Below are 26,140 nucleotides of genomic sequence, written 5' to 3'. Positions count from 1 at the left end.
GTCAACCAGAAGCCGACACGCGTCCGAGGAACCCCACGCTTATGCCCATGCCAAGTTTCGATCGCCGAATGCTTCTCAGGGGCGCCGCCGTTGGCGGCGGGCTGCTTGGCCTGCAGGGACTTCTGCCGGCCTGGGCGCAGACCGGTACGGCGGGCTTGAGAACGGACCTGCCGACGTTGAGCGGGCCCAACATCGACCTGACAGTCGGCCACTCGCCCTTCACGGTCGGGGGGCGGACCGGCCATGCCGTGACGATCAACGGAGTGCTCCCGGCGCCCTTGCTGCGCCTGCGCGAGGGACAGAACGTGCGACTCTCCGTGACCAACGGGCTGGATGAGGACACTTCGATCCATTGGCACGGCCTATTGCTGCCGTTCCAGATGGACGGCGTCCCGGGCATCAGCTTCCCGGGCATCAAGCCGCGGGAAACCTTCGTCTATGAGTTCCCGATCAAGCAGTCGGGCACCTTCTGGTATCACAGCCACTCCAACCTTCAGGAGGCGATGGGCCACTACGGTCCGATCGTCATCGACCCGGCGAACGCCGATCCGGTCGCCTACGAGCGCGAGCATGTGCTGGTCCTGTCGGACTGGAGTTTCATGCATCCGCACGAAATCCTGGCCAAGCTGAAGAAGAGCCCGGGCTACTTCAACCAGCAGCGCACCACGCTGGCGGGGCTCATGGACGGCAGCGACCGCATGAGCCTGGAGGAACGGCGCATGTGGGGCCAGATGCGGATGGACCCGCGCGACATCCTCGACGTCAGCGGATCGACCTACACCTATCTGATCAACGGCCATGGGCCGCAGGAGAACTGGACCGGCCTGTTCCGGCCCGGCGAGCGGGTGCGGCTGCGCATCATCAACGCCTCGGCCATGTCCATCTTCAACGTTCGCATCCCGGGCTTGCCGATGACCGTGGTGCAGGCCGACGGCGAGAACGTGCGCCCGGTCGAGACGGACGAGTTCCAGATTTCAGTCGCCGAGACCTACGACGTCATCGTCCAGCCGACCGAGGACCGCGCCTACACCATCGTCTCCGAAGCCATCGACCGGTCCGGCATGGGCCGGGCAACCCTGGCGCCGCGCCTGGGCATGACCGCCGAGGTCCCTCCCCTGCGCGAGGTCCCGAACCTCACCATGCGCGACATGGGCATGGGCGGAATGGATCACGGCGCGATGGGCGACATGTCCGGTATGGACCATGACGCGATGTCCGGCATGGACCACGCCGCTCCGACCCAGAACGCGCCCGCAGCCGGCGAGATGGCCGGGATGTCCATGTCGGGCATGAACATGCGCGATCCCGAGAACGCTCCGCCCGACATGGCGGTGGGCGTCGGCGTCGATGCGATCGCCATGGACCCCGCCAACCGTCTGGGTGAGCGTCCGATCGGTCTCACGACCGTCGATCATCGCGTCCTCGTCTACACCGACCTGGTGTCGCTCCAGCCGAACAAGGACCCGCGCCCCCCGTCTCGGACGATGGAGATCCACCTGACCGGCAACATGGAGCGGTTCATGTGGGGCTTCGACGGCCGAAAGTTCAGCGAACTGGTCGAACCGATCCGCTTCGAGCGCAACGAGCGGGTGCGGGTGACCCTGGTCAACGACACCATGATGGCCCACCCGATCCATCTGCATGGTCATTTCTTTGAACTGGTGACCGGCGGACCGGCCGGGCACCAGCCCCTCAAGCACACGGTCAACGTCGCGCCCGGCGGCAAGGTGACCTTCGATCTGACCGCCGACGCGCCCGGTGATTGGGCCTTCCACTGCCACATGCTGATGCACATGCACGCCGGCATGTTCAATGTTGTGACGGTGCGGCCCATGGACGGAGCTGCGTCATGAACCGCCTCGCCGTCGCCCTCGCCCCGCTGGTGCTCGCCGCCAGCGCCTTCAGCGCCCAGGCCCAGGACCCTCACGCGGGCCACACGATGCCGGCGACCGCGGCGCCGACGCGCCCCGCGCCAGCACCGCGGCCCACGCCACAGGCGCCGGCCCGACCGGCGCAGGATCCGCACGCCGGTCACGTCATGCCGCCCGCGCAGACGCCGCCCGCCGCGGATCCGCATGCAGGCCACCAGATGCCGGCGCAGCCCGCGCCCGTAGACCCGCACGCGGGACACCAGATGCCGGCGGCGACGCCCGGCCAGGCTGATCCGCACGCGGGCCACGACATGTCGGCCATGTCGCCCGCGCAGACCGACCCTCACGCCGGGCATGACATGTCGACCATGAGCATGGGGCCGCCCGATGTGGCGACCAGCTCCGACAATCCCGGCCGTCCTCCGGAGGACCCGCTCCCGGCCGCCGCCCTGGCCGGCCCTGCCCACGCCGCCGATCTCGTCTTCGGCGCCGAGGCCATGGCCGCCTCTCGCCGGACCCTGATTCACGAAAACGGCGACGTCCGCACCACGGCCGTCATTCTCGATCGCCTCGAAGCCGGCTTCGGCGACGACGGCGAGACCTACCTCTGGGACGTCCAGGGCTGGACGGGCGGCGACATCAATCGCTTCTGGTGGAAGTCCGAGGGCGAAGGCGACTTCGGCGGCGAGCTCGAGGAGGCTGAAGTCCAGGCGCTCTACAGCCGCGCGGTCACGCCCTTCTGGGACGTTCAGGCCGGCGTGCGTCAGGACTTCCGGCCCGACGGCGAGGACACCACGCATCTGGTCCTCGGCCTGCAGGGCCTGGCGCCCCATTGGTGGGAAGTCGACGCCGCCGCCTTCCTGTCGACCGACGGCGACCTGACCGCCCGCGTCGAGGCCGAATACGACCAGCGCATCACCCAGCGCCTGATCCTTCAGCCCCGCCTCGAAATCGACGCTTCAGCCAGCGACATTCCGGAACTGGAGATCGGTTCGGGCCTGTCCTCGATCGAGGCGGGCCTGCGACTGCGCTACGAATTCCGCAAGGAGTTCGCCCCCTATGTCGGCATCGAGTGGAGCCGCGCGTTCGGCGATACCGCCGATTACATCGAGGCCCGAGGCGGCGAGACCGACGACACCCGCTTCGTCGTCGGCCTCAAGGCCTGGTTCTAACCGAAGGAGACCACCCCATGATGATCCGCACTCTCGTTGTCACCGCCGCCCTCGCGTTCGCCGGCACCGCCGCCGCCCAGGACCCGCATGCGGGTCACGCTATGCCGGCCCAGGCCGCAGCGCCCCAATCCGGCATCACGACCGTTCCTGCGAATGGCGCGATGACCCAGGGTTCGCCCGAGCGGTTCAGCGTCACCTTCCCCCACGCCATGGTCCTCAAGACCGTCGCCCTCTCCGCCGAGGGGCAGGCTTCGGTCGACGTCACTGTCCCCGCCGCGCCGGCCGCCGCCACCGTCGGCGTGGCTCTTCCGCGCCTCGCGCCGGGCAACTACACGGCCGCCTGGACCGCCGAAGGCCCGGACGGCCACAAGATGTCCGGCTCCGTCAGCTTCATGGTTCACTAGGAGAACGACGATTGAGGGTTTCCAACCTGCTGGCCGCCGCCGGCGCGATCCTGACCCTGAGCGCGGGCGCGGCTCTGGCGGCCGAAGGCTGCGATTGTTGCAAGGACATGGCTGCGGACGCGGCTATGACGTGCTGCGACGAGATGCAGAATGATGCGTCTTCGGCTCCCGCTCATTCACTGGCACCTGACAGCGCGCCTGCGAGGCCTTCGTCAGAGGCCGTGAACCACAATCAGCAGCGTTCACCAACCTAAGCGACACTTCTACGATTTCGGCAGGAACTCTCCGCCCAACCGCCGACGACCATCGGTCGAGCGCGCTAAGGTCGAGGCTGCAATGCCCCAGAACAAACTTTGGCTCACACCGGAAAGCGGACGCTCCCGGAGTCGCCAAAGAGTCAGAAGCGGACGTTCGCGAAAGGCGCACCAGCCGATGTCCGCTTCTGACTCATTGCGGCGGTTGGCGACGTCCGCTTTCGGGCAGTGCGCAAGCATCGGGTGTCGTCTGGCCGCGGCTGGCGGTGAGCCACACCCCGTTTCCGCCCAACAGCCGGAGAGCAGTCAAGGCTCCAGTGCGCTATGAGACCGGTCAGTCAGACGATCTATAAGGCCGATGGCGCCAGCCGATTAAAGCTAAGGATTCACCATCGTGATCCAGACCGACGGGACCGACGAACTTCTGCGCACGCTCGTGCTGGTCCTCGACCTCTGCGGGACATTCGCCTTTGCCCTCAGCGGGGCCATGGCGGGTGTGCGGCGGCGGCTCGATCTGTTTGGCGTGCTCGTGCTGTCTTTCGCGGCCGCCACGTTCGGGGGCATAGCCCGGGACTTGCTGATCGGCGCGACGCCGCCCGCGGCCTTACAGGACTGGCGGTATCTGGCGGTGTCCCTGACGGCCGGAGCCATCGTCTTCTTCTGGTCGTCCCTGATTGAGAAGCTGCGCAATCCCGTCCGCATGCTGGACGCGATGGGCCTGGCGCTGTTCGCGGTCGCCGGCACGGAGAAGGCCCTCGCCTTTGGCTTGAGCCCGGCGATGGCCGCCCTGCTAGGGATGCTGACGGGCATTGGGGGAGGTGTCGCGCGCGACGTCCTGCTGGCGGAAATTCCGGCGGTTCTTCGGTCGGACCTGTATGCGGTCGCCGCGCTGCTCGGGGCAGGGATCGTGGCCGGGGGCAGTCTGCTGAATCTGCCCGTACTGGTCGCGGCATTAGCCGGCGGCCTGGCCTGTTTCAGCCTGCGGGTGGCGGCAATCCGACGAGGGTGGAGACTGCCTGTCGCGGTAGCCGGGCGGAGCTAGACCGTTCTGATATGCCGGGCTTTAGAGAGGTGTGCTGTAGAATTCGGCAGCCCGCCCAGAGTTGACAGTTGACGCTCTGCGAGCGCACTATCGCCTCGTTATGTGGAAATGCGCCATCCCTTCGCGGAATACGCTTCACGCCGGACGCTTCGTCGGAGGCGTCTAGCCCCAAACTCGTCTTGAGCGACAGCTCAGAGTTTGGGGACTGACTTCCTGCACGCAATAGATTGAAATCAGCGGCGCGATAACTTCGGCCGTTCCCGACGCGTGTTCGGAAGTCCGGATTTTTACAACAACCTGAACGCTGCGCGCCTCGGAGGCGCACGCCCCGATGGGCCGCGTTAAAATTCCACTGGACCGGACAACACCATGACGAAAACCAAATCCAGAACGATCAAGAAGCCGCGACTTCTCATCACGACGAGCGATCTCGAACTTCTTGAGTCGATGGTCGGTCATTCACCGACCTCCGCCGCCGCGAAATTGCTGGGGGAGGAGCTCGACCGGGCCGTGGTCGTGGGCGAATCCTTCAACGGTCGACCCTTCTGCCGGATCGGGAGTCGGATCACCTACGAGGATCAGGGGTCCGGCCAGACCCGCGAAATCCAGCTCGTTCTGCCCGCCGACTCGGACATCGACAAGCGCTGCGTTTCCGTCCTCAGTCTGGTCGGCGCCGCCTTGCTGGGCCTGACGACGGACGCCGAGTTCGACTGGACAGATGACAGGGGCCGGCCGCACCGGCTCAAGGTCCTGGATGTGGTGAATGAACATGCCCCGCACGTCGGATAGCGACGCCCGGCTGCTCGCGGCCGCATCGTCGGAAGCGCTCTGTGCAGCGCGCTGGGAGCGAATTGATCTTGAAACACGGCGGCCCGGTGCGGCGCATCGCGAGCTGCTGCTCGCGAGAGCGGCCGAACTGGCCCTATCCCCCGTGGGGCGTGATCAGCTGATGTCGCTCGCGCTCGAGCGCGGCGCGTCGACGGGCGACCCTGATGCGTCCCTGATCGACCTGTCTGACCGGCCTGCCGAACGCGCCCGGATCGCCCGGAGCGTCTTCGGACGAGGGCCTCGCCGGTCGTCCGAGACCGTGGCGCTGGTAGTACAGATCGAGGAGGGGCACGCGCGACGTCTGGGCCGGGAGGCGCGGTTCGACCTCCTGCCGGAGCGCCTTCTGCAAGATGCGATCCTGCAGGAGCTGCTTTGGGATCATCCTGACATACCGGCGAGCGACGATACCCGGCTGACCATGCTCTGCTCCGTGCCCCGACTTCGGGAACGATCTGAAGACCTGTCGTCCGGATGGTCGTGGGGCGCGCTGCCGCGCTGGTTCAACTCATTTCTGAAGCGAGCGGCCTGCTGAGAGAGAGACACAACATCGTCGGGACGGAAGTCGGTCGGCCGCGACCACCCTTCTATATGCGACCCGGCCCGAGGCTCCGGACCCAGCGATCCGGGGGTGCAAAGGTCTGGGTCATCGGCGCGCTGATGCTGACCGCCGCCGGCGTCGCACTCGCGATGTTCATCTGACTTCCGCGGGTACGGTCTAAGACGCCATTGATCCTCGTCGGAGGCCGCCTACATTAAGCCAAGGCAGTCAAACAGTAGTCAAGTCAGGAGATATGAAGTGAATGAATGGTCAGCAGTTCCTCATGGAAAAATTCTTCTTGCAACTGACCTCAGCGGACGAAGTGATCGCGCCCTTGATCGGGCAGTTCAACTTGCCAACACATGGCAGGTAGAACTTCATGTGGTGCACGTGCTGGAAGAAAGCTCTACGCTCCCGGACAGCCGCGGCCTCCCCTCTTGGCGTTGGCCGCCGGACATGGCGGCTGTCGTCGAACGCCAGATTCGAGAGGACATCTACGGACCCTGCCCCGAGTTGCGCATTCATATCGAGGAAGGCCCGGTCCTGTCGTCGATACTAAAGGTCGTCGCCCGGGAGAAGCCGGACCTCGTTGTCGTCGGGGGCCGTCGCCCCGAACCATTCGGCGACTTGGGAAAGACCATCGACGAACTGTTCCGGCGTTGCCCCGCCTCCGTCCTGGTGGTCAAACGACGTCCGCACGGCCCTTACCGGAAGGTGGTCGTCGGCGACGACTTCACCCCGGAAGCGCGGCACGGACTGGAGGTCGCCGTACGGCGCTTCCCCGAGGCCGAATTCGCTCTGATGCACGCCCACGAGATCGCCTACGGCCGCCTGTTCCTGAACTCTTCTCTCAGCGAGGCTTTCGGGGAGATGGAAAGGGCGACCATTCGCGAGTCCCTGGCCGGGGCGGCCATTCCGGACGACATTCGGGGCCGCATCAACACCCTGATCGAGCACGGCGCTCCAGAAGCCATGCTCAGCAGCTACGTTCGTGAGAAGGCGGCCGACCTGACTGTAATAGGCGCCTACGAGCGCGGCCGACTCTTTCATGCGGTCGTGAAGGGCAAGGGCCCCCGGATTGTCCAAGCCGTTCCCGGAGACGTGCTGGTGGTCAGGCCGGAGCGGGAACGAGACGCCGGCTAGTCGTCACGAATTCCGCCCTTCAAGGACCTCTTCGACCGTTGGGGGCGACCCTACGCGGTCGTCCGGCCGCACCGTCACGACCCCTCCGCCCCTGCGTAGCGTAGTGATGATCAGTTCGATCTTGGCGTCGGTGGGACGAGCGGCCTCCAAAAGCTGGCTCAACCACGCTCGGAGGTCGGAGCCGGGAGCGGATGGAAATGGATCGGTCAACCAGCCAGTGACGAAGACGGGTCCAAGGTCAGGGATGAGAACCCGCCCCAGGCGCGGGCCATTGTCCCCCGAGCCGGCTTCCTCATCGACACCTGAACAACCGTCCGCACCCATGGTGAGCGAGGCGACGTTCACGTCGCCCAGCCCCACGGCATGCAAATCCTCGACCGCGCGACGCGCGTCATCTGGCCGGTCATAGAGCTGGATGGTGGCGCGGGGCATGGGAGGAGTTGCCTTGCTGTCGGTGGCGTCGTCTCCGGCGCCGGGTTGTAGAGATATGGCGGTCGCGCTGCGCGACTTCGCCGATATTGTAATCCTCCAACGCGCCGGTACGTTAAACGGACCCCCGCCAGAATCGGCGAGCCCCTATTCGGAGACGTCCCGTCATAGCCGAGCGCGACCTGTTGACCATCATGGCTGCGGCGCCCTTCCTTGGGGCGATCCTGGCCGGCTTTCTACCGACGCGCGCGAGGAACGCGGCGGCGGGGTTGTCCTGGACTGTGGCCCTGGCCGGGCTGGTCTGCGCCATCCTGCTCTATCCGGCCGTCGCTGACGGCGGGATCGTCCGCTACGAGCTCAACTGGCTGCCCTCGCTGGGGCTAAACATCGTCCTGCGGCTCGACGGCCTGGCGTGGCTGTTCTCGATGCTGGTGCTGGGCATCGGCGTCCTGGTGATCCTGTACGCCCGCTACTACATGGCCGCGACCGATCCGGTCCCGCGCTTCTTCTCCTTCCTGCTGGCCTTCATGGGGGCGATGCTCGGGGTGGTGATCTCGGGGAACATCATCCAGCTGGTGGTCTTCTGGGAGTTGACCAGCCTCTTCTCCTTCCTGCTGATCGGCTACTGGCATCACAGCACGGCGGCCCGCGAAGGGGCCCGGATGGCGCTGACGGTCACGGCGACCGGTGGGCTTTGCCTGTTGGTCGGGATGGTGCTTTTGGGCCAAATCGCCGGCAGCTTCGATCTGGACGTCGTGCTGGCCTCGGGCGATCTCATCAAGTCCAGCCCCCTCTACCTGCCCGCCCTACTCCTCGTCCTGGCCGGGGCCCTGACCAAGAGCGCCCAGTTCCCGTTCCATTTCTGGCTGCCGCGGGCCATGTCTGCGCCGACGCCGGTCAGCGCCTATCTTCACTCGGCGACCATGGTGAAGGCCGGGGTGTTCCTGCTGATCCTGCTGTGGCCGGTGCTCGCCGGGACGCCGGCCTGGTACATGATCGTTGGCACCGCCGGCATGGCGACGCTGCTGGTGGGCGCCTACAGCGCCATCTTCCAGCACGACCTCAAGGGTCTGCTGGCCTATTCGACCATCAGCCATCTGGGCCTGATTATGGTCCTCCTGGGCCTTGGGACGCCGCTGGCCCTGGTCGCCGCCATCTTCCACACGGTCAACCACGCCACCTTCAAGGCCTCGCTGTTCATGGCCGCCGGGATCATTGATCACGAGACCGGAACGCGAGACCTGCGCCGGTTGAGCGGCCTCTACCGGTTCATGCCCATCACGGCCACGCTCGCCACGGTCGCGGCCGGCGCCATGGCCGGGGTGCCCCTGCTGAACGGCTTCCTGTCCAAGGAGATGTTCTTGGCCGAGGCGCTGGAGAACAGCGGCGGCAGCTATCTGAGCTACGCCCTCCCGGTTATGGCCACGGTGGCGAGCGCGTTCAGCGTGCTCTATTCGCTCCGGTTCATCCACCAGACCTTCTTCGGACCCGCGCCGGTGGGACTGGACCGGACGCCGCATGAGCCGCCCCGGTGGATGCGCTTTCCGATCGAGTTGCTGGTCCTCGCCTGCGTCGTCATCGGGGTGATCCCCGGGATCACCATCGGCCCCTATCTGGCCACGGCGGTGCATGCGGTGCTGGGGGACCAGACGCCCTACTACAGCCTGAAGGTCTGGCACGGGTTCAATCCGCCCCTGCTGATGAGCCTGATGGCCCTTGTCGGCGGCGTGGTGCTGTATCTTCGGTTCCGCCAAGTGATCAACACCAACCCCCGCGGGGGCCCCAAGGTGTTCAGCCGCTTCAACGGCGGACTTATGTTCGACGCGGTCATGACCTCGGCTCGCCATGGGGCCAGGCGTCTGGAAACGATTTTCGGAGCGGTGCGGCTGCAGGCCCAACTCCGCGCCCTGGTGGTGGTCGCCATCGTCGCGGCGGTGCTGGCGGTGGGCGGCCGGCGGATGATCCCGGCCGAGGCGGGCGCGGCGTTCGGACAGATCGATCCGGGCTTCGCCCTGTTGTGGCTCATTGGTTGCGCCTGCGCCGTCGGCGCCGCGTGGCAGGCGAAATATCACCGGCTCGCGGCGGTCATTCTCATGGGCGCCGCCGGGCTGGTGAGCTGCCTAACCTTTGTCTGGCTGTCGGCGCCGGACCTGGCGGTGACACAGTTGCTGGTCGAGATCGTCACCACCGTGCTGCTGCTGCTGGGGCTGCGCTGGTTGCCGAAACGCCTCGACTTCCTGCCGCCCTCGAGCGCCAACCGGGCCCAGAGCCGACGGCGTCGTCGGCTGGACCTGATGATCGCGACGGCCGCCGGCGCGGGGGTCGCGCTGACGGCGTTCGCCGTGATGACGATTCCCCGCGACCTGACGTCCATCTCCACCTTCTTCATCGAGCACTCGTATGAGCAGGGCGGGGGTCGCAACATCGTCAACGTCCTGCTGGTGGACTTCAGGGCGTTCGATACGTTCGGCGAGATCACCGTGCTCGGCATCGTCGGACTGACGATCTTCGCCCTGCTGCGACGGTTCCGACCGGCCCCCGACAGCCTGCCGCAGCCGGATCAGCAGGTTCGGCAGAACGCCAATGACGATCTTCGTGACAACCACTCGCCCGGAACCACCCTGTCGGACGCCATGCTCATTCCCCGGGTGGTCATGAACGGGCTGTTTCCGGTCATTCTCGTCCTGTCGACCCACCTGTTCCTTCGGGGCCACGACCTGCCGGGCGGAGGTTTCGCCGCCGGCGTCGCCCTCTCGATCGCTTTCATTCTCCTCTACATGGGCTCTGGCGCGCGATGGGTGGAGGACCGGCTGCGGGTGCGTCCGCTGTCCTGGGTCGGGATCGGCCTGCTGCTTGCCTGCCTGACCGGAGCGGGCTCCTGGCTGTTCGGCTATCCGTTCCTCACGTCCTATTTCCAGTATGTCGATCTTCCGGTTGTCGGCCGGCTGCCTATGGCTACGGCGGTGCTGTTCGATCTGGGCGTCGTGGTCTTGGTCCTGGGCGCCACCCTGCTGATCCTCATCGCCCTCGCGCACCAGTCGCTGCGGCGGCCCCGGCTGAGCAAGGGGACACAGCCCCCTCCCGCTCCCGTCATCGAGGAGGCTCCCTGATGGAATTCATCCTTGCCGTCGGGATCGGCGTCTTAGTCGCGTCGGGCGTCTGGCTAATCCTGCGCCCGCGGACCTTCCAGGTGATCATCGGCCTGTCCCTGATCGCCTATGCGGTGAACCTGTTCATCTTTGCGATGGGCCGGCTGCGCGTGGGCGCGCCCCCCGCGCTGACCAGCACGGAGGCGATCGACGCGGCGCAGTACACCGACCCGGTGCCCCAGGCGCTCGTCCTGACCGCGATCGTGATCAGCTTCGCCCTGACGGCCCTGTTCCTGGTGGTGCTTCTGGCCGCCCGGGGTCTCACCGGCACCGACCACGTCGACGGGCGGGAGCCGCCTGAATGACCGGCCTTGCGGATCACCTGATCATCCTGCCGATCATCCTGCCGCTGGTGACGGCGGCGGCCATGTTGCTGTTCGACGAGCGCCAGCGCAGGCTGAAGGCGGCGCTCAGCCTCCTGACCTTGGCCGGCATTCTGGCGGCGTCCGTCGCCCTGCTTTCCGGAGCCGCGTCGGAAGGCGGCGAGGCCCCGCAAGTCTATGCCCTGGGGAACTGGGCCGCCCCGTTCGGCATCGTCCTTGTCGCGGATCGACTCTCGGCCCTGATGCTGGTGCTCTCCAGCACCCTCGGCGCGGGAGCCCTGTTTTTCGCCCTGGCGCGCTGGGACGGGGCCGGGCCGCGGTTCCACGCCCTGTTCCTCCTGCTCCTCATGGGCGTCAACGGCGCCGTATTGACCGGCGACCTGTTCAATCTGTTCGTGTTCGTCGAGCTTATGCTGGCGGCGTCGTACGGGCTTGTCCTTCACGGGTCCGGAGAGGAGAGGGTGCGCGCCGGCCTGCACTACATCGCCATCAACCTCGGCGCCTCGATGCTGTTCCTGATCGGCGTGAGCCTGATCTATGGCACCGCGGGAACCCTGAACATGGCGGACCTCGCGGGCCGGATCCCCGCCCTGTCCGACGATGTGCGACCACTGTTCGAACTGGGGTGCGCTGTCCTCGCCATGGCCTTCCTGATCAAGGCGAGCACCTGGCCGCTCGGCTTTTGGCTACCCCGCACCTATGCGGCGGCCAGCGCGCCCGTGGCGGCCATGCTGGCGATCATGAGCAAGGTTGGAGTCTACGCCCTGATCCGGCTTTCATTGCTGCTGTTCGGTCCGGCGGCCGGCGCTTCAGCGGGGTTCGGCGACGATTGGTTGCTGGCCGCCGGCCTGACGACGATCGCCTTCGGAACCGTGGGCGCCCTGGGCGCCCGCGAGCTGACCCGGGCGGTGGGCTTTTCCATCATGATCTCGTCGGGCACGGTCCTCGCCGCGCTCGGCCTTGGAGACGATCGAGCGCTCGCCGGGGCGCTGTTCTACATGGCGGGATCGACGCTCGCGGCTGGAGCGCTTTATCTGCTGGCCGAGATCCTCGCCCGGGACGACATTGAGATCGTCGAGGACGCCTCGGAGCAGGTCTTCGCCGACGAGTATCAGGACCCGTTCGATCAGGAGACACGGGAAGAGGCTATCGCCATCCCGCTGACCGTCGCCGTGCTGGGGGGAGCGTTCCTGGCCTGCACCCTCACCCTCGCCGGCCTGCCGCCCTTGGCGGGATTCATCGGCAAGCTCGCCATGTTTATCGGGGCCCTCTCTTCTGAGGGCGGAGGACCCGGTTTCGCCGGTTGGACCACAGTAGCGCTTCTGACCCTGTCCAGCCTCGGCGTCCTGATCTGCCTCGCCCGGTTCGGGGTGGCCGAGCTCTGGGTTCCGGCTGAGGAGCCCTCGCCCAAGGTTCGGCCCGTGGAGTTCGCCGCGCTCGCCGGCCTGATCGGCGCCGTTCTCCTGCTCACGCTCTTCGGTGGAACCGTGATGGGCTACATGGACCAGACAGTGGCCGGCCTGGGCCGGCCGGGGGAATACATCTCGGCGGTTCTGGGGGCGGAAATCCGATGATGCGTCGCCTCTTTCCGCACCCGCTCCTGTCGCTGGGCGTCCTGGCGATGTGGCTGGCGCTGCAGTCCTCCCTCGCCCCGGCGACGGTCTTGATGGGCCTGATCCTTGCCGTGCTCACGCCGTTTGCGATGCGCGCCCTGGAACCGGAGCGCCCCAAGGTGGGCTCCCCGCTGCGGATCCTTGAGTTGGCCGGCGTCGTGCTGAAGGACATCGTTCGGTCGAACTATGCGGTGGCGTCCATTCTTCTCGGTCGTCGTGGCCGCGAACGCGTCTCCGGCTTTGTCCGGATCAAACTCGATCTGCGCGATCGATACGGACTGGCGGCGCTCGCCATCATCCTGACCGCGACCCCGGGCACGCTCTGGGTCCAGTATGACGCCGCGACGGGCACGTTGCTGCTTCATGTCTTCGATCTGCTCGACGAGAACGAATGGCGGCGGCTGGTGAAAGAGCGGTACGAGCGCCGGTTGAGGGAGATTTTCGAATGACCGCCGCCGCCGTGCTTGATGTGGGCCTGGGGCTCGCGCAGCTGCTTCTCGTCCTTGCCATGACCTTGGCGGCCTGGCGCATCCTGCGAGGTCCTCGCGCGCAGGATCGGGTGCTCGGCATGGACACCCTCTATCTGAACGCCATGCTGTTCGTCGTGGTCTTCGGGATGAGGACAGGAAGCACGATCTATTTCGAGGCGGCGCTGATCATCGGTCTTCTGGGCTTCGCGGCCACCGTGGCGCTGGCCAAATTCCTGATGCGCGGAGAGGTGATCGAATGACCGGCGCCGATATATCTGTCTGGCTGGCCTGGGCCATCGTCATCCCCGTCGTTGCGGGTGCGGCCCTGTCCTTTCTGGGTGCCACAGGCTTGATTAGCCTGAAGTCGTTTTACGATCGGGTGCACGCCCCCACCCTCGGCGCCACCCTGGGCGGGTTCCTCATCGTCGTCGGTTCAATCGCGCTCCCGTTCGCCGCCGAGGGCCGCTTGGTGTTTCGTGATCTTTTGATTGTCGTATTCATCACCTTGACGACGCCCGTAACCTTCATCCTGCTGGCGAGGGCGGCGGTGTATCGGGACAGGGTAGAGGGGAATGCCGACGCCCCTGAGGAGGCCTGAGCCTCGCCCCCGGAGGCACCGGGCGTGAACTTCAGACCGGCTGGGGTGTATAGAGGAGAGCCGATCAGAGGAGACGATCTGTGGAAGTAGTCATCATCGCTCGCAACGGTCTGGCCGATCGTCTGGTGCAGATGGTCAGATCAACTGGAAGCCACGCCACGATCCATGATCGGTGGAACGACGAGGTCGAGGCTCGGGTCGGCAACGGCAGACCCGCCCTGGTCATCATGGAGCCTGACCTCCGGACCTTCCAACGTCATCTGCCCAAACCGTCGTCAAGGCATCGGGTGGCTATCGCCTACCTAACCCCTGAGGGGCCCCGCGATCTCTGGGAGGGTGACAGTCCGATCGCATTCCTGCCAAGCCACTTCGACGCCGGGGATATTCGCACGCTCCTGCAGATGGCCGCCGCGGTTCTGGAAGTTCCTGTTGTTTCGCCATGGTCAGCAACTGTTCCCCCGCAGGATCGGCAGGGGATGGTGCTCGGAACTGTTGCGGGCATTTGCATTCTGCTGGGCGGAACCATCGCCTATCGGCTGCCCGGGGTCGCGCAGTGGACGGCCGACACCTCGGCGACGCCGTACTATCTGGTTGCAGGCCTTGCCCTGTTGGCGGCCGGCTGTTTGCTGAAGCTTCGCCGGCCAGCCACGGGCGGATTGCAGTTCGCTGTGATCGCAACGCTGGTTGGTCTCAGCGCGGAGTAAAAACTTGCCGGATAGGGGGCTTCGCCACCCCGCCCCTCGTTGAACCGCCAGACTCGACTTTTTGACCTACCAGTGTTTCCATTTCGTCATGGGGCGACTGCTGGACAGGCTGCTGGAAGGCTCCCACGCGTATCGGATCGAGCGCGTGACAGGAGGCTACACGTTGGTAGCCGAGGCTAACTGTCTCGATGAATTCAGCAATCTGGTTCGCGAGGCGGCGGCCGCGGCCGGCGAAGACTGCTTGGTATTCCCCGTGAGCCAAGGCAGCCATATCTACAGCGAGATGCTGGTTCTGCCGCTAGACGGCGCTGCCGGTTCTGGCTGAGCGCAGTCGACTCTGCAGCTTAGTCCAGCCGAAAAAGCAGTCTCTCCGGACGTGTCCCGTGGGGCGAATCCAGTCTTCCACCTGCCGACCGGGGCACACTTTCCTCGGTGGGAAGCTCCGCCGGATGTCTTGTTTCCGCCGCTCAGCTAACGGCCGGTTCTGGCGCATTCGCGTCCCAAAAGGCGTAATGTGGATAGCGGGGGCCTCCGCAATGGGAGGTGGCCATGGGCCAGCCCGATCTTTTCCGTATGCCGCGTAAACCCTGGAACGCTGGTCGGATGACCGGGGCGAAAGCACCGCTCAAGCCGAAGCATATCTGGGCGATCCGCCAGCACTTGAAGTCACTCGGGTCGGTCCGGGATTTGGCGATGTTCAACACCGCGCTGGACGCAAAACTCCGGGGCTGCGACCTCGTCAAGCTGCGGCTCGCCGACGTCGCGCACGGGGGCGTTATTCGTCAACGCTCCACAATCGTCCAGCAGAAGACCGGTCGACCCGTACCGTTCGAGATCACAGAGCCGGCGAGAGAAGCGCTGACGCACTGGCTCGAACTTCGGGGCCGGCGACCGGATGATTGGTTGTTCCCAAGCCGCAGCAATGCCGGCAGGCATATCGGAACACGCCAGTACGCTCGCCTCGTCGACGACTGGGTTCGTATGATTGACTTGAACCCAAGTGCGTACGGCACTCATAGCCTTCGGCGAACCAAGGTGGCGCTGATCTACAAGAAGACCGGCAACCTGCGCGCCTGCCAACTTCTCCTTGGACACGGGAAGCTGGAGAGCACCGTCCGATACCTCGGTATCGAGGTGGATGACGCTCTGGAGATTTCCGAGCAAATCGACCTCTAGGCCGCGGTGGGTCCGCCATAAGCGGACCCACTAACGGTCTCGTTCGGGTCGCAAATCGCCTGTCAATTGAGAGCGGGAAGCAGTCGTTGACGGCCCGGTTCGCCGACCATACGTTGTGGCTGTGAAGGCTGCTCTCACCGTGCCCATGTGTTGCGTTGCCGGAACGATGCTCACGCTGTTGTCGACGTTCGTCAGAGCGCGTACGGCCTTAGCTGTCTATCCGGAAATCATGGGGTGCGAGTCAGGGTGTACCGTGGTGGCAACCGGCTGGCCTCTGACGTTTGTGCGAGACTACCTCGGTATGTCCGTCGTCAACACTGCCGACATCATGGAGGTGTGGTTCGCTGCTGATCGGTTCGATTGGCCTCCATTCCTGATCAACGCTGTCTTCTGGAGCCTTGCGGTTCTGGCGGCTCATGTTGGCCTCCGTCGGCTGCTCGCGAGGCGACGGTAGTCTGTTCGGTCGATAAACTAAGGCCGCTATGGTCGGAATCGAACCGTCGGCTTCGGGTCGGGAGCAGACCGTCGCCTGAAGATGGAGGCGGGGACAATGCCCTCAAAGAAGCGCCACTCCGCCCGGCCAGCCGCGTCGTTAGCCTGACAGGTCTCCGAAGAATGTCGGAGTGAAGCGGGAAACGTTCATGACGGTTGTCGCTCTTTGTAGAGCGTCACCCTCCTTCCCGACCGACTTGGTCCCGTGAAGCATCGGATGTTATAGCTAAGCTTATGACGACCTTCATCTACACGCTCCTGAAGGGTGGCCCGGCTTTCACCGTTGAGGCTGTCGAAAGCGGCTTTCTCATCCACCGGGTCGAGGGCCACGACAGCGGCTTCAATGACATCGCCCGGGCTGTTATGAATAATTCTGGATCGGAATACTCAGCCTTCCCTCGCTCTGATGGTCGCGGAGGCTACGATTGCGTGCACGTCATCCTGCACGAAAGGTAGTGGGAGGTCCGCCAAGGGCCGATTGCGGACACTGCGTTCCAACCCGAAAGCGGACTTCCAGGCTAATGGCCTCCAGCGGACGTTTTGAACGTCCGCTAAGGGTGGGAAGCGGACCTATGCTCAGGCCGCGTCACTAGCCACAGCACGAGGTGCCCTGCTGGATCGGTGGGCATGGAGTGTCCGCGTAAGAACAGAACACACAGCAATCGCCGGGCAGCGGTCGCAACTTGGTCCCACAGCCAGCGCAATCGTAGAACCAGATGCAAGCGTCTGTCGGCATGGTTTCGGTAGCCACATGCCCGCAGTCAGGGCAGGTGAGGGTGGATTGTAGCAGGATGCCGTCGCTCATCGCGCGGCCATCAAGACGCTCATCGCCCAAGGCTCAATGAAAGGCCCCCAAACCAGAGCGAGGCCAACCAGCACGGAAGCCAGAACAAGCAGCCAAAAAGCCGTCCGCGACGGTCGAGCGCAACTCACGTCAGTTCGGCACTTTCGAACCCGCCGCCAATGCAAGAGCCAGCCCACCATCAACACGAGCGCCGCAATGGCCGTCAGCCATGTTCGCGCTCCTGCGATGACGGCGGCTCCTGCGAAGGAAACTCCGGCAAGGGAGAGAGCGAGAGGCAACACGCAGCAAGCCGCCCAAGCGAAGACCGAGGCAAACCCTCCGACAGCAGCCGACGTGCTGACGACAACATCGGGATTAGGGGGAGGCTTGTGGGTCATCATGGGAAACTCCGTCCAATGTGATAGAGGCTACAACCCGTAGCCACTACGGGATCAAGTGCGTGAAGCGACAAAGGATGACGATTGGAAGGTTGGCCCGCGAAGCTAGGGTGAACCTCGAAACCGTGCGCTACTATGAGCGTATCGGCGTCATGCCCGTGCCTGACCGAACCGAGGGCGGACACCGTAGCTACGCTCCTGAACACGCTGAGCGTCTGAAGTTCATTCGCAGGTCTCGGGAGTTGGGATTCGGCATCGAAACCATCCGACGTTTGATTTCCTTGGGCGAGGCCGAGAGCCAATCGTGCTGTGACGTGAGGGATATGGCGAAGGATCAGATCGCCAGCATCGACGCCAAGATCAGCGATCTGACACGGCTCAGGCGGGTCCTTCAGCAGGCCGTAGTCGACTGTGGAGAGGGCACCGAAGTTCGTTGCCCCGTCATCAAAGAGTTGGGATCGAACGGAAGGCTAGCTGGTTCGACTGAGAGTGGTCGGCCACAGGGGATGAAATAAGACCATGAGCATCAGGCCCGGTTTCTACAGCGTTCGCCAATCTGGATCGGACCAAGACCCCATGGACGACGAAGCGTGGGGGCTGGCTATGCTCTCGCACTTCAAGGACGGGCGCGTCGTTGGAGTTGATCAGGGCGGTTGCCGGGTGAGCGGGACGTATCAAGACCGTCCAGACGGCGGCATCGAACTACACATGATCTACGACCTCAAATGCGGGTCTCACCTGCCCAACGGAACCGTGCTGGAAGCCGATCACCGGATTGAGGGCGATCTGGTTCTAACTGGCCAGACGGTCACGGGTGGCCATCAGCTTTTGGACATCGGCCTAGGCCCCATGTTCATCAGCTTAGAATGGCTCGCAGAGGGGGTCTGATTTCCTCACAAGGAACGTCCGCTTTGGGTCGGAAGCGGACGGTCACCTGCGGGTGGAAAGCGGACTTACGTGCGGTCTGCCCAGACCATCGCCGGACTGCTACCTTGGCATCATGACCCCCTACGTTTTTCAGGATCGGTTTGAGCAAGGCGAGTTTATCAAGGTCATCGCGTCCGTGACTTTGGTGGCAACGGGCGACGGCGGACGAACCGGTCCGGTCCGGGGAAGCTATCGGCCAAACCACAACTTTTTTGGGCCTGAGAACCGCGAGATGACCGTCGGCTTCATCGATCTGCCAGAGGGTGTCGAACTACTGCCGGGACAGTCGTTTGAGACGCCTATCTCGTTCTGGTCATGGCCGCGCCTTGCCGCTGAAATCCATGCTGGCAGGGAGTGGACCATTCAAGAGGGTCCGAAGGTGGTGGGGTTCGGCAAGGTCCTCGAAGTGATCGACAGCCAAACCTAAAGTCCGCAATGGGGCGGGAGCAGACCCTCGCCTGAGGGCGCTAAGCGGACAGAGCCACCGGTCCCAGATACCGCTGACGCCCTGCTATCGGCCTAGCGCAAAATCGACGTGGACCTGAACCTCGCGCGTATTCACGCCCTGCATCACCACAGGCGGAGGCGCTACCGTCTGAACGGTCACCTCTCGTCCCTGGCGCATGTTGTAGATCGGAGAAACGCTGGTTTCGCCGTCGCGGATCGCCAACACCCGCCTCACCCGGAGATCAGCGGCCTTAGCATACGCATCAGCTCGAAGACGTGCGGCGCGGTAGGCGGCGGCGTAGGCGACGTTGTCAGTCGCGCTCGGGTCCGCCACCCTCAAATCAGGTCCCGAGACAATATTGCCGCCCGCTTCTGTGGCAGCGGCGATAGCGGGACCGGCCTTTGCGACATCCCTGATGCGAACCTCGACCATGTTCGCCGCTTGGTAGCGTCCGCGCTCGGGACCGTAGTCGATGCGGTTCAGCGTGACGGAGCGAGTCTGGATGTTCTCAGGCGTGATGCCGAGAGCCCGCAAGGCGTCGGTGACGCGGCCCATGACCACGCTGTTTTCCGCACTGGCCGCAGCGGCGGTTCCACCGCTCGTGCTGACACCCAGGGTCAGCAACGCTTCGTCGGGTGCGGCTTCAGCCTTACCGGTCGCGCTGACCTGCAACAGGACCTCGTCGTTCGGCAGGCCAAGTGCGCTATTGGAGTCCGAACAACCTGCGAGCAGCAGGAAGGCTATCGCGGCACGCTTCATGAGACCACTCCGTTGAAACTGAAACGAAGCGGGGAAAAATGGCTGCAGAAGGGCTGTTTCAGAACAGGCTGGCCTGAGGCCACGCCTTCACCATCAAAGGTCCGCTATGGGTCGAAAGCAGTCCCGGTGCCTGATGCCAGTCACTCGAACCGAACTGTCGCGGCGACCTCGGGGCCGAGTTCGCAGATTTGCCTGCTGCTACAAGACAGATAGATCGTCAGTCCCACGGGCTCGCCTCGACGCTCGCCCCAACGTGTCGGGGTGCCGACATGACCGACCCATCCATGTGGAAGGCCGTCCCCGACATCGCCGGGACGTGTGAAGGCAGCCCACTCCCCCCGCCTGCCATCGACCGTCATTTGGCCGGTGGAGTAGTCGAGGAGCCCGTCTGAGAGAGGAACCGATCCATACATGCCATAGGAGAAACCGAGCCGCAGTCCTTCCCCGCCGAACTCATCCACCTCCGTATCCACGCCGATGACAGGCAGGCGGGATAGTTCTCGGGGGATAGCCACGGAGAACGGGCCTGCGGCCTCCACCCGTCGAAAACGCTCCGGGTCAGGTGTTTCAGGGCGTGGCTCCGAGCCGCATGCGGACAAGAGGATCGCCAAGGCCAAGAAGCCGAGGCCGGTTCGGTCGCGATCGCGGTTGCGCATTACAACTCAACGAACGACCGCTGCGCCGGTTCTTGCCGATCAAGCCGCCTAGGACGGCGAACTGACCGCTGGAAGATGTCCGCAATGGGTCGGAAGCGGACCTTGGACGTGGTCATCTCCGACGTCTGCTTGCCGGTCGAAGGCGAATGTCCGCAGTTGGCTCATAGCGGACGTTCGGAGCGTCAGCTCCCGGGCCGACCTTCAGAAAGTTGAGATGCTGCCTTCGAGTGGTCATCTTGAAGGTCTACAAGGGCTGGAATGCAGCCTGCGAGGCGAGGGCTACGAGGCTGAGTCAAGACAAGCTGAGATCGGTGATTACTTCACCGTCGGATTATCGAAAGACCGATCTTCCGCCGAAAAAGCGTAGTCCTCTGGCAGGATGTGAACGCAGTCATAGAGTCCGTCCTCCCTCCGCCGGGCAAACGCTGTGAACGGGCCGACGTAGTTCACGACCTCCCGCGCCAATTCATCGAACTCCCGTTCGCGCCCGGGATTCGGCAGGATGAGAAAGCCCTCCGTCACCGCCTCAACGCGGTGGTACGCTGACGGCTCGCGGAGTGTCGTCAGAAACAGGGGCATAGCTAGTTTATAGCTACGGTTCCGGCACTGCGAAAGATGGAGCCTGGAGGACGTTTCTGTTCAAGGTTGCGGCGAGCGGTTTTCCAGAAACTGGATCATCGGCTTACACTCGCCAGCGATCTGCCCGAAGCGTCGGGGGACGGTCGCGGCGCCCACCTCGGGGGACGAGAGGCTTCCGTCCGAAGGTGGCTAGAGGCTCGGATATCGGTACGAGACATCGTCACCCCCAGATCGAGACGGTCGCGGCTGTGTAGAGGCCGATCCCGATTGTGAGGTTGAACGGGAAGGTGATTGCCAGGGACGCCGTCACGTAGACCCCGGCGTCCGCCTCGGGCGCAGCCACCCGCATGGCGGCCGGTACTGCGATATAGGAGGCCGAACCGGCCAAGATCGTGAGCAGGGCGGCGTTCCCAGCGTCCAGGCCGGCGAGACGCGCGAGACCGAGAGCCACGGCGGCCGAGAGCAGCGGAAAGGCCAGCGCGAACGCCAGCACGGCGGGTGTAAGCTTCCGGCCGCCCTGCATCAGCCGGCGGGCGGCGATCAGGCCGATATCCAGCAGGAAGAAGCACAAGGCTCCCTGGAATAGCGGCCCGACGAATAGGGCCAGCCGGGTCATGCCGGCCTCGCCTGATAGTAGCCCGACGAAGAAGCTGCCCAAGAGCATGACCGTCGCCGCCCCGGCGAAAACTTCCCTAAGGATCTTGCTCCGCTGGTTGGGGTCGCTGCGGGCTGCGCCACTAAGCAGGATCAGGGCTGTCAGGATGGCCGGCGTCTCCATAAGCGCGAGCACGGCCGCCATATAGCCGCCGGACGGAAGCCCGGCCGCGGCGAGGTGTTGCTGGCCGGCGGCGAAGGTCACGACGGAGACCGACCCGTAGGTCGCAGCCAGTGCGCAGATGGTCGGCCGGTCCAGCCGCGACGTCCTCTGCAGAATCAGAAAGGCGGCGAGCGGCATCAGCGCACTGAGCCCAACCCCCAGCGCCGCCGCTGACAAAAACTCACCATTGATACCAGCCGCGCGCGCCTCCACCCCGCCTTTGAAGCCGATACAGAGCATCAGGTAGAGCGAGAGCGCCTTCGCGACCGGCTCCGGGATCGCAAGGTCGGAGCGCGCGAAGGCCGCGGCCGCACCGACGAAGAAGAACAGGATCGCGGGAGACGTCAGGAGTTCGAAGCTCGTGGAGAGGTCAGGCATGCAACTGGGGTCCCGTGAAGTGGCGGGCCCGAGTGAACTCGACGGCTCACCTGATCCAGTTTATTGGCGTGATGGGAAGCATAACGGACGCTAATGCGATGGCCGATCGGCTGGTGAACCTGGATATCGACCTGCTCCGCGCATTCGTGTCCGTCGTAGAGACCGGCAGCTTCACCCGTACGGCGGCGCTGCTCGGTCGAACCCAACCGGCTGTGAGCCTGCAGATCCGACGCCTTGAGGACCAGCTGCGCTCACCGCTGTTCGATCGCGGTGGCAAAGGCGTGGGGCTGACCACCGAGGGCGCCGCGCTCCTCCCGCAGGCCCGTCGGCTCCTCCGGCTGAACGATGAGATCGTGTCGACGCTCGGCGAAGGTGACCTGGAGGGCGAGGTTCGCTTCGGCGCGCCGGAGGACATTGCCACCATTCATCTCCCCGGCATCCTTGGAGCCTTCGCCCGCAGCCACCCCCGGATCCGGCTGTCGGTGACGTGCGACTACACCGCGAACCTGCTCGACCAGATGTCGCGGGGCGCCCTCGACCTCGCCCTCATCAAGCGGGAGCCGATGGGCCCCGATCTCGGCGTGCGGGTCTGGCGCGAGCCGCTGGTCTGGGTCGCTCTGGATGCTTCCATCCTCGAAGCGTCTCCACTGCCGCTCATCCTGGCGCCGGCCCCGGACATCTACCGCAAGCGCGCCCTGGGGGCTCTCGGCGATCATGGCCTGTCATTCCGGGCCGCGTTCACCTCTCCGAGCCTGGCCGGGCAGATGGCGGCGCTTCGGGCGGGCCTCGGTGTCGGCGTGCTTCCCGCCGCCATGGCGCCCCGCGACCTGGCCGTGCTTGGAACACCGCTGCCCGCACTGACGGACAGTGAGATCGCCCTGGTCTCCGCCCGGAACGCGGGCGGCCCCGCAGGCCTCCTGGCGCAGGAGGTGTTGCGGACGCTGGAGCGCGGCCCACCTCACCCATGATCGGGTGTTATGCCCTCCATCATGACTACTGATTGGCCCAGACCCGGTTTCGCAGCCAACCTGGTTCTGCGGCCCGGGCCCCTCTGACGATCCTCCGATCGTGATGTCGGACCGCAAGCGCGCTGGAGCGGATCAGTCCGCGTCAGGCGCGCTCTGAAAGAGAGGAGCGAACGATGACCCGTTACTTCATGCGACGTCTGCAGGCCGAGCACGCCAGGCTCGACGAGGCCGTGGCGCGCGAACTGCGCCGGCTCGGGCCGGACGAACCGACCCTTCGCGAGCTCAAGCGGCGCAAGCTTCAGGTGAAGGACCGCCTGCGGGCCCTGGAGATGAAGGCGGCGACGGAAGGGCTTCACGCCTGAATCGCCATCCTTCGGTGGGCTTGTCCTGACTTTGGCTTCTTCTACTGGCCCGCCCTTCGCGCTCACGCAGAGCGGGGCCCAGACCGAAGACCCAGGTCAAGCAAGACACCCGGCGCCCTTCGGCGATGACTTCACTCGAAAGGAGTGAGCGATGAGGATCAGTCCTCCTATGACTTTGGCGCGAATGGAGGCGGCTCAGCTTTCTCAGCTTACCGCCCGCGTGGGGGCTCACCAGAGTTCGCCGACCTCGAGGCCGGTGGAGCAGCCGGGCGAGATCCGCGATGAGATGGCGGCGCGGCGTCCGAGCCGGCACGCCCTCGACATTCGGGTCTGACAGCCCGAGCGCGGGCGCTCGAATACTTGCAGGCCAAGCCTCTTCTCGCGCGAAGCTTCCGCACATACCGAACGACAGGGTGATGATTTGACGACTTCTCCGGAAGACGCCCTATTTGAGGGATACCGGCGCTTTCGGGCGGCGAGCTGGCCCGCAAAGGCCCAGCGTTATGCGCAGCTGGCGCGCAAGCCCCAGCGGCCGGCGACGGCGGTCGTCGCCTGTTCGGATGCGCGAATTGATCCGCAAACGATCTTCGATTCGGAACCGGGCGACCTGTTCGTCATCCGGAACGTGGCCGGGCTGGTGCCGGAGTATGCGCCCGACGGCGGCTGCCATGGGACCAGCGCGGCGCTGGAGTACGCGGTGAAGATCCTCAAGGTCCGCTACATCGTCCTGCTCGGACACGCGCGCTGCGACGGCGTCCACGCCATGATCCACGGTCCCCTGAGAGACGCGCCCGACTTCCTCCGGGCCTGGGTGGACATCGCCGAGCCTGTCATGTGGCCCATGCCGGAACAGGGCGCGGGAGAAGCGTTCGAAGCGACGATCGAGGACGCCGTCCTGCGCCAGTCGCTCAAGAACCTTAGGACCTTCCCGTGGATAAGGGACGCCGAGAAGTCAGGGGCGCTGTCTCTGTCAGTCTGGAAGTTCAGCATCGCCTCAGGCGAGCTGACCGCCCTCTAGTCCGCCGCGCCGGCGCCTGACCCCGAGTTTCGACGACCATGCTGACTGACATCCTCTATCTGGCGATCGGCCTCGCGCTGCTGATCGGGGGCGGCGACCTGCTCGTCCGCGGGGCCGTGCGGATCGCCGAGAGGCTGCGGCTGTCGCCGATGCTGATTGGTCTGACCATCGTCGGCATGGGCACGTCGGCGCCCGAACTCGTCGCCAGCGTTCAGGCCAGCCTGGCCGGTTCTCCCGGCATCGCCCTGGGCAATATCGTCGGGTCCAACATCGCCAACGCGCTCCTGATCCTCGGCGTAGCGGCGCTGATCGCCCCCATCGCCGTGCAGACGCGGGCGCTCTGGCGCGACGGGGGCGTGGGCTTCGTCACCGCGCTCCTGTTGCTGGCGGCGGGGGCGACCGTCGGATTGTCCCGTGAAGTCGGCGCCGCCTTCGTCATCCTGATGGGAGGCTATATCTACTACGCCTATCGGCAGGAGCGCGTTCAGGGATCTCACAGCGCGGCGTACGATCGCGCCTTGGCGGTGGAAGGGGTGGATCCGGGTCTGATCCCGCAGGATCGGCCGGAAGGCCGACTGCCGGTGGCGCTGCTTCTGTTGGCCGCCGGTCTGGCCCTCATCGTCGGCGGCGGGAGCCTGCTCGTCAGCGGCGCCGTCGCCGTCGCCGCGCAGCTCGGCGTCAGCGACACCATCATCGGCCTGACGATCGTGGCGGTCGGGACCTCATTCCCCGAGCTCGTGACCTCCGCGGTCGCCGCCTACCGCAAGCAAGGCGACATCGCTCTTGGCAATGTGCTGGGATCCAACATCTACAACATCCTGTTCATCGGCGGCCTGACAGGTCTGATCGCTCCCACCCAGGTGCCGGCCAGCATCATGGCGTTCGACCTCTGGGCGCTGCTGATCATCACAATCGTGGTGATGCTGTTCGCCAGCACCGGCGGAAGACTGAGCCGACGCGAAGGTCTGGTGCTCGTCTGCGTCTACGGAGCCTACGCGCTTCACACCGCAGGCATTCTGTAGGCAGCGCTTAAGCGGAGCCATAATGCCGCATGTCTTCCGCCACCCTTGCTGAGGTATGCAACGGCTGCGGAACGGGCCCCTCTGACGATCTCAGGATCGTGATGTCGGACCGCATCGAGTGTGCTCGGTGCGACGGGACCCAATCTGACCCTCTGTCGTGCGCGCTCGTCTCAACGATCTGACGACAACAGCTCAGAGGTAAACCCATGATCGCCGCCATTCTTTCCGCCGCCACCCTCGCCGTTCCGGCGGCGGAGTCGGAATGCCCCGCCGTGACGACCGCCCAGGTCGAAGCCCAGTTTCAGCGCTTCGCTGACGCCTGGACGACGCGCGACCCTGACGCGGTGACGGCCCTGTTCACGCGCGAACCCGTTCTTCTCGCGACCGTCTCGAACACCCCGCGCACCACGCCAGCCGCCGTGCGTGACTATTTCGTCGGCTTCCTGCGCGGCGCTCCCGTAGGCCGTATCGACACCTCGACGGTGGAAGTCGACTGCCGGACGGCGACGCGGGTGGGCACTTGGACCGTGACCCTGACGGATCCGACGAGCGGGGCGAAGACTGACGTGAAGGCTCGTTACAGCTTCGTCTACCGCTGGGAGGAGGGCGACTGGAAGATCGACCATCTGCATTCCTCCAAGATGCCGGAGTAGGCTCGGGAACCGGACACGCGGAGCCGCGGCATCGCGGCTCCGCGCATTTTCGACACCAGAAGTTAGGTGTTCGAAAACCCCCTGGCGGGCATTACGCAGCGCTGACCGGGAAGCTGGACAAGACTCCAAGGTTCAGGCCCGATTGGAGCTCGCTATGCGTACAGG

31 protein-coding genes are annotated in these 26,140 nt (G+C 65.1%); 25 read left to right on the top strand and 6 right to left on the bottom strand.

Annotation, left to right across the window (positions count from 1 at the left end):
- Window positions 1-41 precede the first annotated feature (41 nt).
- The 7 genes from JIP62_RS00250 (at window position 42) to JIP62_RS00220 (ending at window position 7,252) form a co-directional block, all read left to right on the top strand.
- Window positions 42-1,853, top strand: coding sequence for a copper resistance system multicopper oxidase (locus JIP62_RS00250; RefSeq protein ID WP_407932724.1), 1,812 nt, complete (start codon window positions 42-44; stop codon window positions 1,851-1,853).
- A complete protein-coding gene (locus tag JIP62_RS00245; RefSeq protein WP_066629267.1) occupies window positions 1,850-3,043 on the top strand; it encodes a copper resistance protein B in 1,194 nt (397 codons plus the stop codon). Before JIP62_RS00250 ends, JIP62_RS00245 begins: the two co-directional genes overlap by 4 nt.
- A 17-nt stretch (window positions 3,044-3,060) precedes the next feature.
- Window positions 3,061-3,447 (top strand): copper resistance protein CopC, encoded by a 387-nt coding sequence (locus JIP62_RS00240; protein WP_230974791.1) that lies wholly within the window; start codon window positions 3,061-3,063, stop codon window positions 3,445-3,447.
- Between the two features lie 648 nt (window positions 3,448-4,095).
- The gene (locus JIP62_RS00235; protein WP_201102993.1) at window positions 4,096-4,743 is read left to right on the top strand and encodes a trimeric intracellular cation channel family protein; all 648 of its coding nucleotides are present in this window, start codon (window positions 4,096-4,098) and stop codon (window positions 4,741-4,743) included.
- 369 nt (window positions 4,744-5,112) lie between these two features.
- Window positions 5,113-5,532, top strand: coding sequence for a GreA/GreB family elongation factor (locus JIP62_RS00230; protein WP_201102992.1), 420 nt, complete (start codon window positions 5,113-5,115; stop codon window positions 5,530-5,532).
- Window positions 5,507-6,103, top strand: coding sequence for a hypothetical protein (locus JIP62_RS00225; RefSeq protein WP_201102991.1), 597 nt, complete (start codon window positions 5,507-5,509; stop codon window positions 6,101-6,103). The genes JIP62_RS00230 and JIP62_RS00225 overlap by 26 nt, the downstream gene beginning before the upstream one ends.
- A 264-nt stretch (window positions 6,104-6,367) precedes the next feature.
- Window positions 6,368-7,252, top strand: a complete 885-nt coding sequence (locus JIP62_RS00220) for a universal stress protein (protein WP_201102990.1) — start codon at window positions 6,368-6,370, stop codon at window positions 7,250-7,252.
- Between the two features lie 3 nt (window positions 7,253-7,255).
- Here the strand turns inward: JIP62_RS00220 and JIP62_RS00215 are convergent, their stop codons facing one another.
- Window positions 7,256-7,684 carry a hypothetical protein gene (locus JIP62_RS00215; protein ID WP_201102989.1) on the bottom strand — a complete coding sequence of 143 codons (429 nt, stop codon included), beginning with the start codon at window positions 7,682-7,684 and terminating at the stop codon, window positions 7,256-7,258.
- Window positions 7,685-7,875: 191 nt separating this feature from the next.
- On the opposite strand from JIP62_RS00215, the gene JIP62_RS00210 reads away from it, so the two are divergent.
- The 10 genes from JIP62_RS00210 (at window position 7,876) to JIP62_RS00165 (ending at window position 16,662) form a co-directional block, all read left to right on the top strand.
- Complete coding sequence (locus tag JIP62_RS00210) at window positions 7,876-10,791, top strand: monovalent cation/H+ antiporter subunit A (RefSeq protein WP_201104429.1); 2,916 nt, start codon at window positions 7,876-7,878, stop codon at window positions 10,789-10,791.
- Complete coding sequence (locus tag JIP62_RS00205) at window positions 10,791-11,135, top strand: Na+/H+ antiporter subunit C (protein WP_201102988.1); 345 nt, start codon at window positions 10,791-10,793, stop codon at window positions 11,133-11,135. Before JIP62_RS00210 ends, JIP62_RS00205 begins: the two co-directional genes overlap by 1 nt.
- Window positions 11,132-12,727 (top strand): monovalent cation/H+ antiporter subunit D, encoded by a 1,596-nt coding sequence (locus JIP62_RS00200; RefSeq protein WP_201102987.1) that lies wholly within the window; start codon window positions 11,132-11,134, stop codon window positions 12,725-12,727. The genes JIP62_RS00205 and JIP62_RS00200 overlap by 4 nt, the downstream gene beginning before the upstream one ends.
- Complete coding sequence (locus JIP62_RS00195) at window positions 12,724-13,215, top strand: Na+/H+ antiporter subunit E (RefSeq protein WP_230974790.1); 492 nt, start codon at window positions 12,724-12,726, stop codon at window positions 13,213-13,215. Before JIP62_RS00200 ends, JIP62_RS00195 begins: the two co-directional genes overlap by 4 nt.
- Entirely contained in the window at window positions 13,212-13,496 is a 285-nt protein-coding gene (locus JIP62_RS00190) for a K+/H+ antiporter subunit F (protein ID WP_201102986.1), read from the top strand. Before JIP62_RS00195 ends, JIP62_RS00190 begins: the two co-directional genes overlap by 4 nt.
- A complete protein-coding gene (gene mnhG / locus JIP62_RS00185; protein WP_201102985.1) occupies window positions 13,493-13,834 on the top strand; it encodes a monovalent cation/H(+) antiporter subunit G in 342 nt (113 codons plus the stop codon). The genes JIP62_RS00190 and mnhG overlap by 4 nt, the downstream gene beginning before the upstream one ends.
- 80 nt (window positions 13,835-13,914) lie before the next feature.
- On the top strand, window positions 13,915-14,538 hold the full coding sequence (locus JIP62_RS00180; RefSeq protein ID WP_201102984.1) for a hypothetical protein: 624 nt from the start codon (window positions 13,915-13,917) through the stop codon (window positions 14,536-14,538).
- Between the two features lie 61 nt (window positions 14,539-14,599).
- Window positions 14,600-14,863 carry a hypothetical protein gene (locus JIP62_RS00175; RefSeq protein WP_201102983.1) on the top strand — a complete coding sequence of 88 codons (264 nt, stop codon included), beginning with the start codon at window positions 14,600-14,602 and terminating at the stop codon, window positions 14,861-14,863.
- 224 nt (window positions 14,864-15,087) lie between these two features.
- Complete coding sequence (locus JIP62_RS00170) at window positions 15,088-15,714, top strand: tyrosine-type recombinase/integrase (protein WP_039248884.1); 627 nt, start codon at window positions 15,088-15,090, stop codon at window positions 15,712-15,714.
- A gap of 726 nt (window positions 15,715-16,440) precedes the next feature.
- Window positions 16,441-16,662 (top strand): hypothetical protein, encoded by a 222-nt coding sequence (locus JIP62_RS00165; protein ID WP_201102982.1) that lies wholly within the window; start codon window positions 16,441-16,443, stop codon window positions 16,660-16,662.
- Window positions 16,663-16,795: 133 nt separating this feature from the next.
- Here the strand turns inward: JIP62_RS00165 and JIP62_RS15285 are convergent, their stop codons facing one another.
- Window positions 16,796-17,011 (bottom strand): GDCCVxC domain-containing (seleno)protein, encoded by a 216-nt coding sequence (locus JIP62_RS15285; RefSeq protein ID WP_081703509.1) that lies wholly within the window; start codon window positions 17,009-17,011, stop codon window positions 16,796-16,798.
- 487 nt (window positions 17,012-17,498) lie between these two features.
- On the opposite strand from JIP62_RS15285, the gene JIP62_RS00160 reads away from it, so the two are divergent.
- From JIP62_RS00160 to JIP62_RS00150, 3 genes are all read left to right on the top strand, one after another.
- Window positions 17,499-17,903, top strand: a complete 405-nt coding sequence (locus JIP62_RS00160) for a MerR family DNA-binding protein (protein WP_230974789.1) — start codon at window positions 17,499-17,501, stop codon at window positions 17,901-17,903.
- 61 nt (window positions 17,904-17,964) lie between these two features.
- Window positions 17,965-18,276, top strand: coding sequence for a hypothetical protein (locus tag JIP62_RS00155; protein ID WP_045319245.1), 312 nt, complete (start codon window positions 17,965-17,967; stop codon window positions 18,274-18,276).
- 112 nt (window positions 18,277-18,388) lie between these two features.
- Window positions 18,389-18,742: a hypothetical protein gene (locus tag JIP62_RS00150; protein ID WP_201102980.1), complete on the top strand. Its 354-nt coding sequence runs from the start codon at window positions 18,389-18,391 to the stop codon at window positions 18,740-18,742.
- Window positions 18,743-18,826: 84 nt separating this feature from the next.
- Here JIP62_RS00150 and JIP62_RS00145 read toward each other — a convergent pair whose 3' ends face one another.
- From JIP62_RS00145 to JIP62_RS00130, 4 genes are all read right to left on the bottom strand, one after another.
- Window positions 18,827-19,522: an SIMPL domain-containing protein gene (locus JIP62_RS00145; RefSeq protein ID WP_201102979.1), complete on the bottom strand. Its 696-nt coding sequence runs from the start codon at window positions 19,520-19,522 to the stop codon at window positions 18,827-18,829.
- A gap of 140 nt (window positions 19,523-19,662) precedes the next feature.
- Window positions 19,663-20,178, bottom strand: a complete 516-nt coding sequence (locus JIP62_RS00140; protein WP_143105856.1) for a hypothetical protein — start codon at window positions 20,176-20,178, stop codon at window positions 19,663-19,665.
- A 315-nt stretch (window positions 20,179-20,493) separates the two neighbouring features.
- Window positions 20,494-20,757, bottom strand: a complete 264-nt coding sequence (locus JIP62_RS00135; RefSeq protein ID WP_201102978.1) for a hypothetical protein — start codon at window positions 20,755-20,757, stop codon at window positions 20,494-20,496.
- A 220-nt stretch (window positions 20,758-20,977) separates the two neighbouring features.
- Complete coding sequence (locus JIP62_RS00130) at window positions 20,978-21,952, bottom strand: sodium-dependent bicarbonate transport family permease (RefSeq protein WP_201102977.1); 975 nt, start codon at window positions 21,950-21,952, stop codon at window positions 20,978-20,980.
- A gap of 98 nt (window positions 21,953-22,050) precedes the next feature.
- Here JIP62_RS00130 and JIP62_RS00125 point away from each other — a divergent pair, with 98 nt between their 5' ends.
- The 5 genes from JIP62_RS00125 to JIP62_RS00105 all read left to right on the top strand — a co-directional run bounded on the left by JIP62_RS00125 (window position 22,051) and on the right by JIP62_RS00105 (window position 25,975).
- Window positions 22,051-22,920, top strand: a complete 870-nt coding sequence (locus JIP62_RS00125; protein ID WP_201102976.1) for a LysR substrate-binding domain-containing protein — start codon at window positions 22,051-22,053, stop codon at window positions 22,918-22,920.
- A gap of 173 nt (window positions 22,921-23,093) precedes the next feature.
- A complete protein-coding gene (locus tag JIP62_RS00120) occupies window positions 23,094-23,282 on the top strand; it encodes a YdcH family protein (protein WP_201102975.1) in 189 nt (62 codons plus the stop codon).
- A gap of 421 nt (window positions 23,283-23,703) precedes the next feature.
- A complete protein-coding gene (locus tag JIP62_RS00115) occupies window positions 23,704-24,300 on the top strand; it encodes a carbonic anhydrase (RefSeq protein WP_201102974.1) in 597 nt (198 codons plus the stop codon).
- 38 nt (window positions 24,301-24,338) lie between these two features.
- A complete protein-coding gene (locus JIP62_RS00110; protein WP_201102973.1) occupies window positions 24,339-25,322 on the top strand; it encodes a calcium/sodium antiporter in 984 nt (327 codons plus the stop codon).
- Window positions 25,323-25,528: 206 nt separating this feature from the next.
- The gene (locus JIP62_RS00105; protein ID WP_201102972.1) at window positions 25,529-25,975 is read left to right on the top strand and encodes an SgcJ/EcaC family oxidoreductase; all 447 of its coding nucleotides are present in this window, start codon (window positions 25,529-25,531) and stop codon (window positions 25,973-25,975) included.
- The last annotated feature ends 165 nt before the right edge of the window (window positions 25,976-26,140 follow it).

It is taken from the genome of Brevundimonas vitisensis, from assembly GCF_016656965.1.
Lineage (GTDB): Bacteria > Pseudomonadota > Alphaproteobacteria > Caulobacterales > Caulobacteraceae > Brevundimonas > Brevundimonas vitisensis.
Note: the sequence above shows the minus strand (reverse complement) of the source record. Positions and strands in the feature narration are given on the sequence as shown.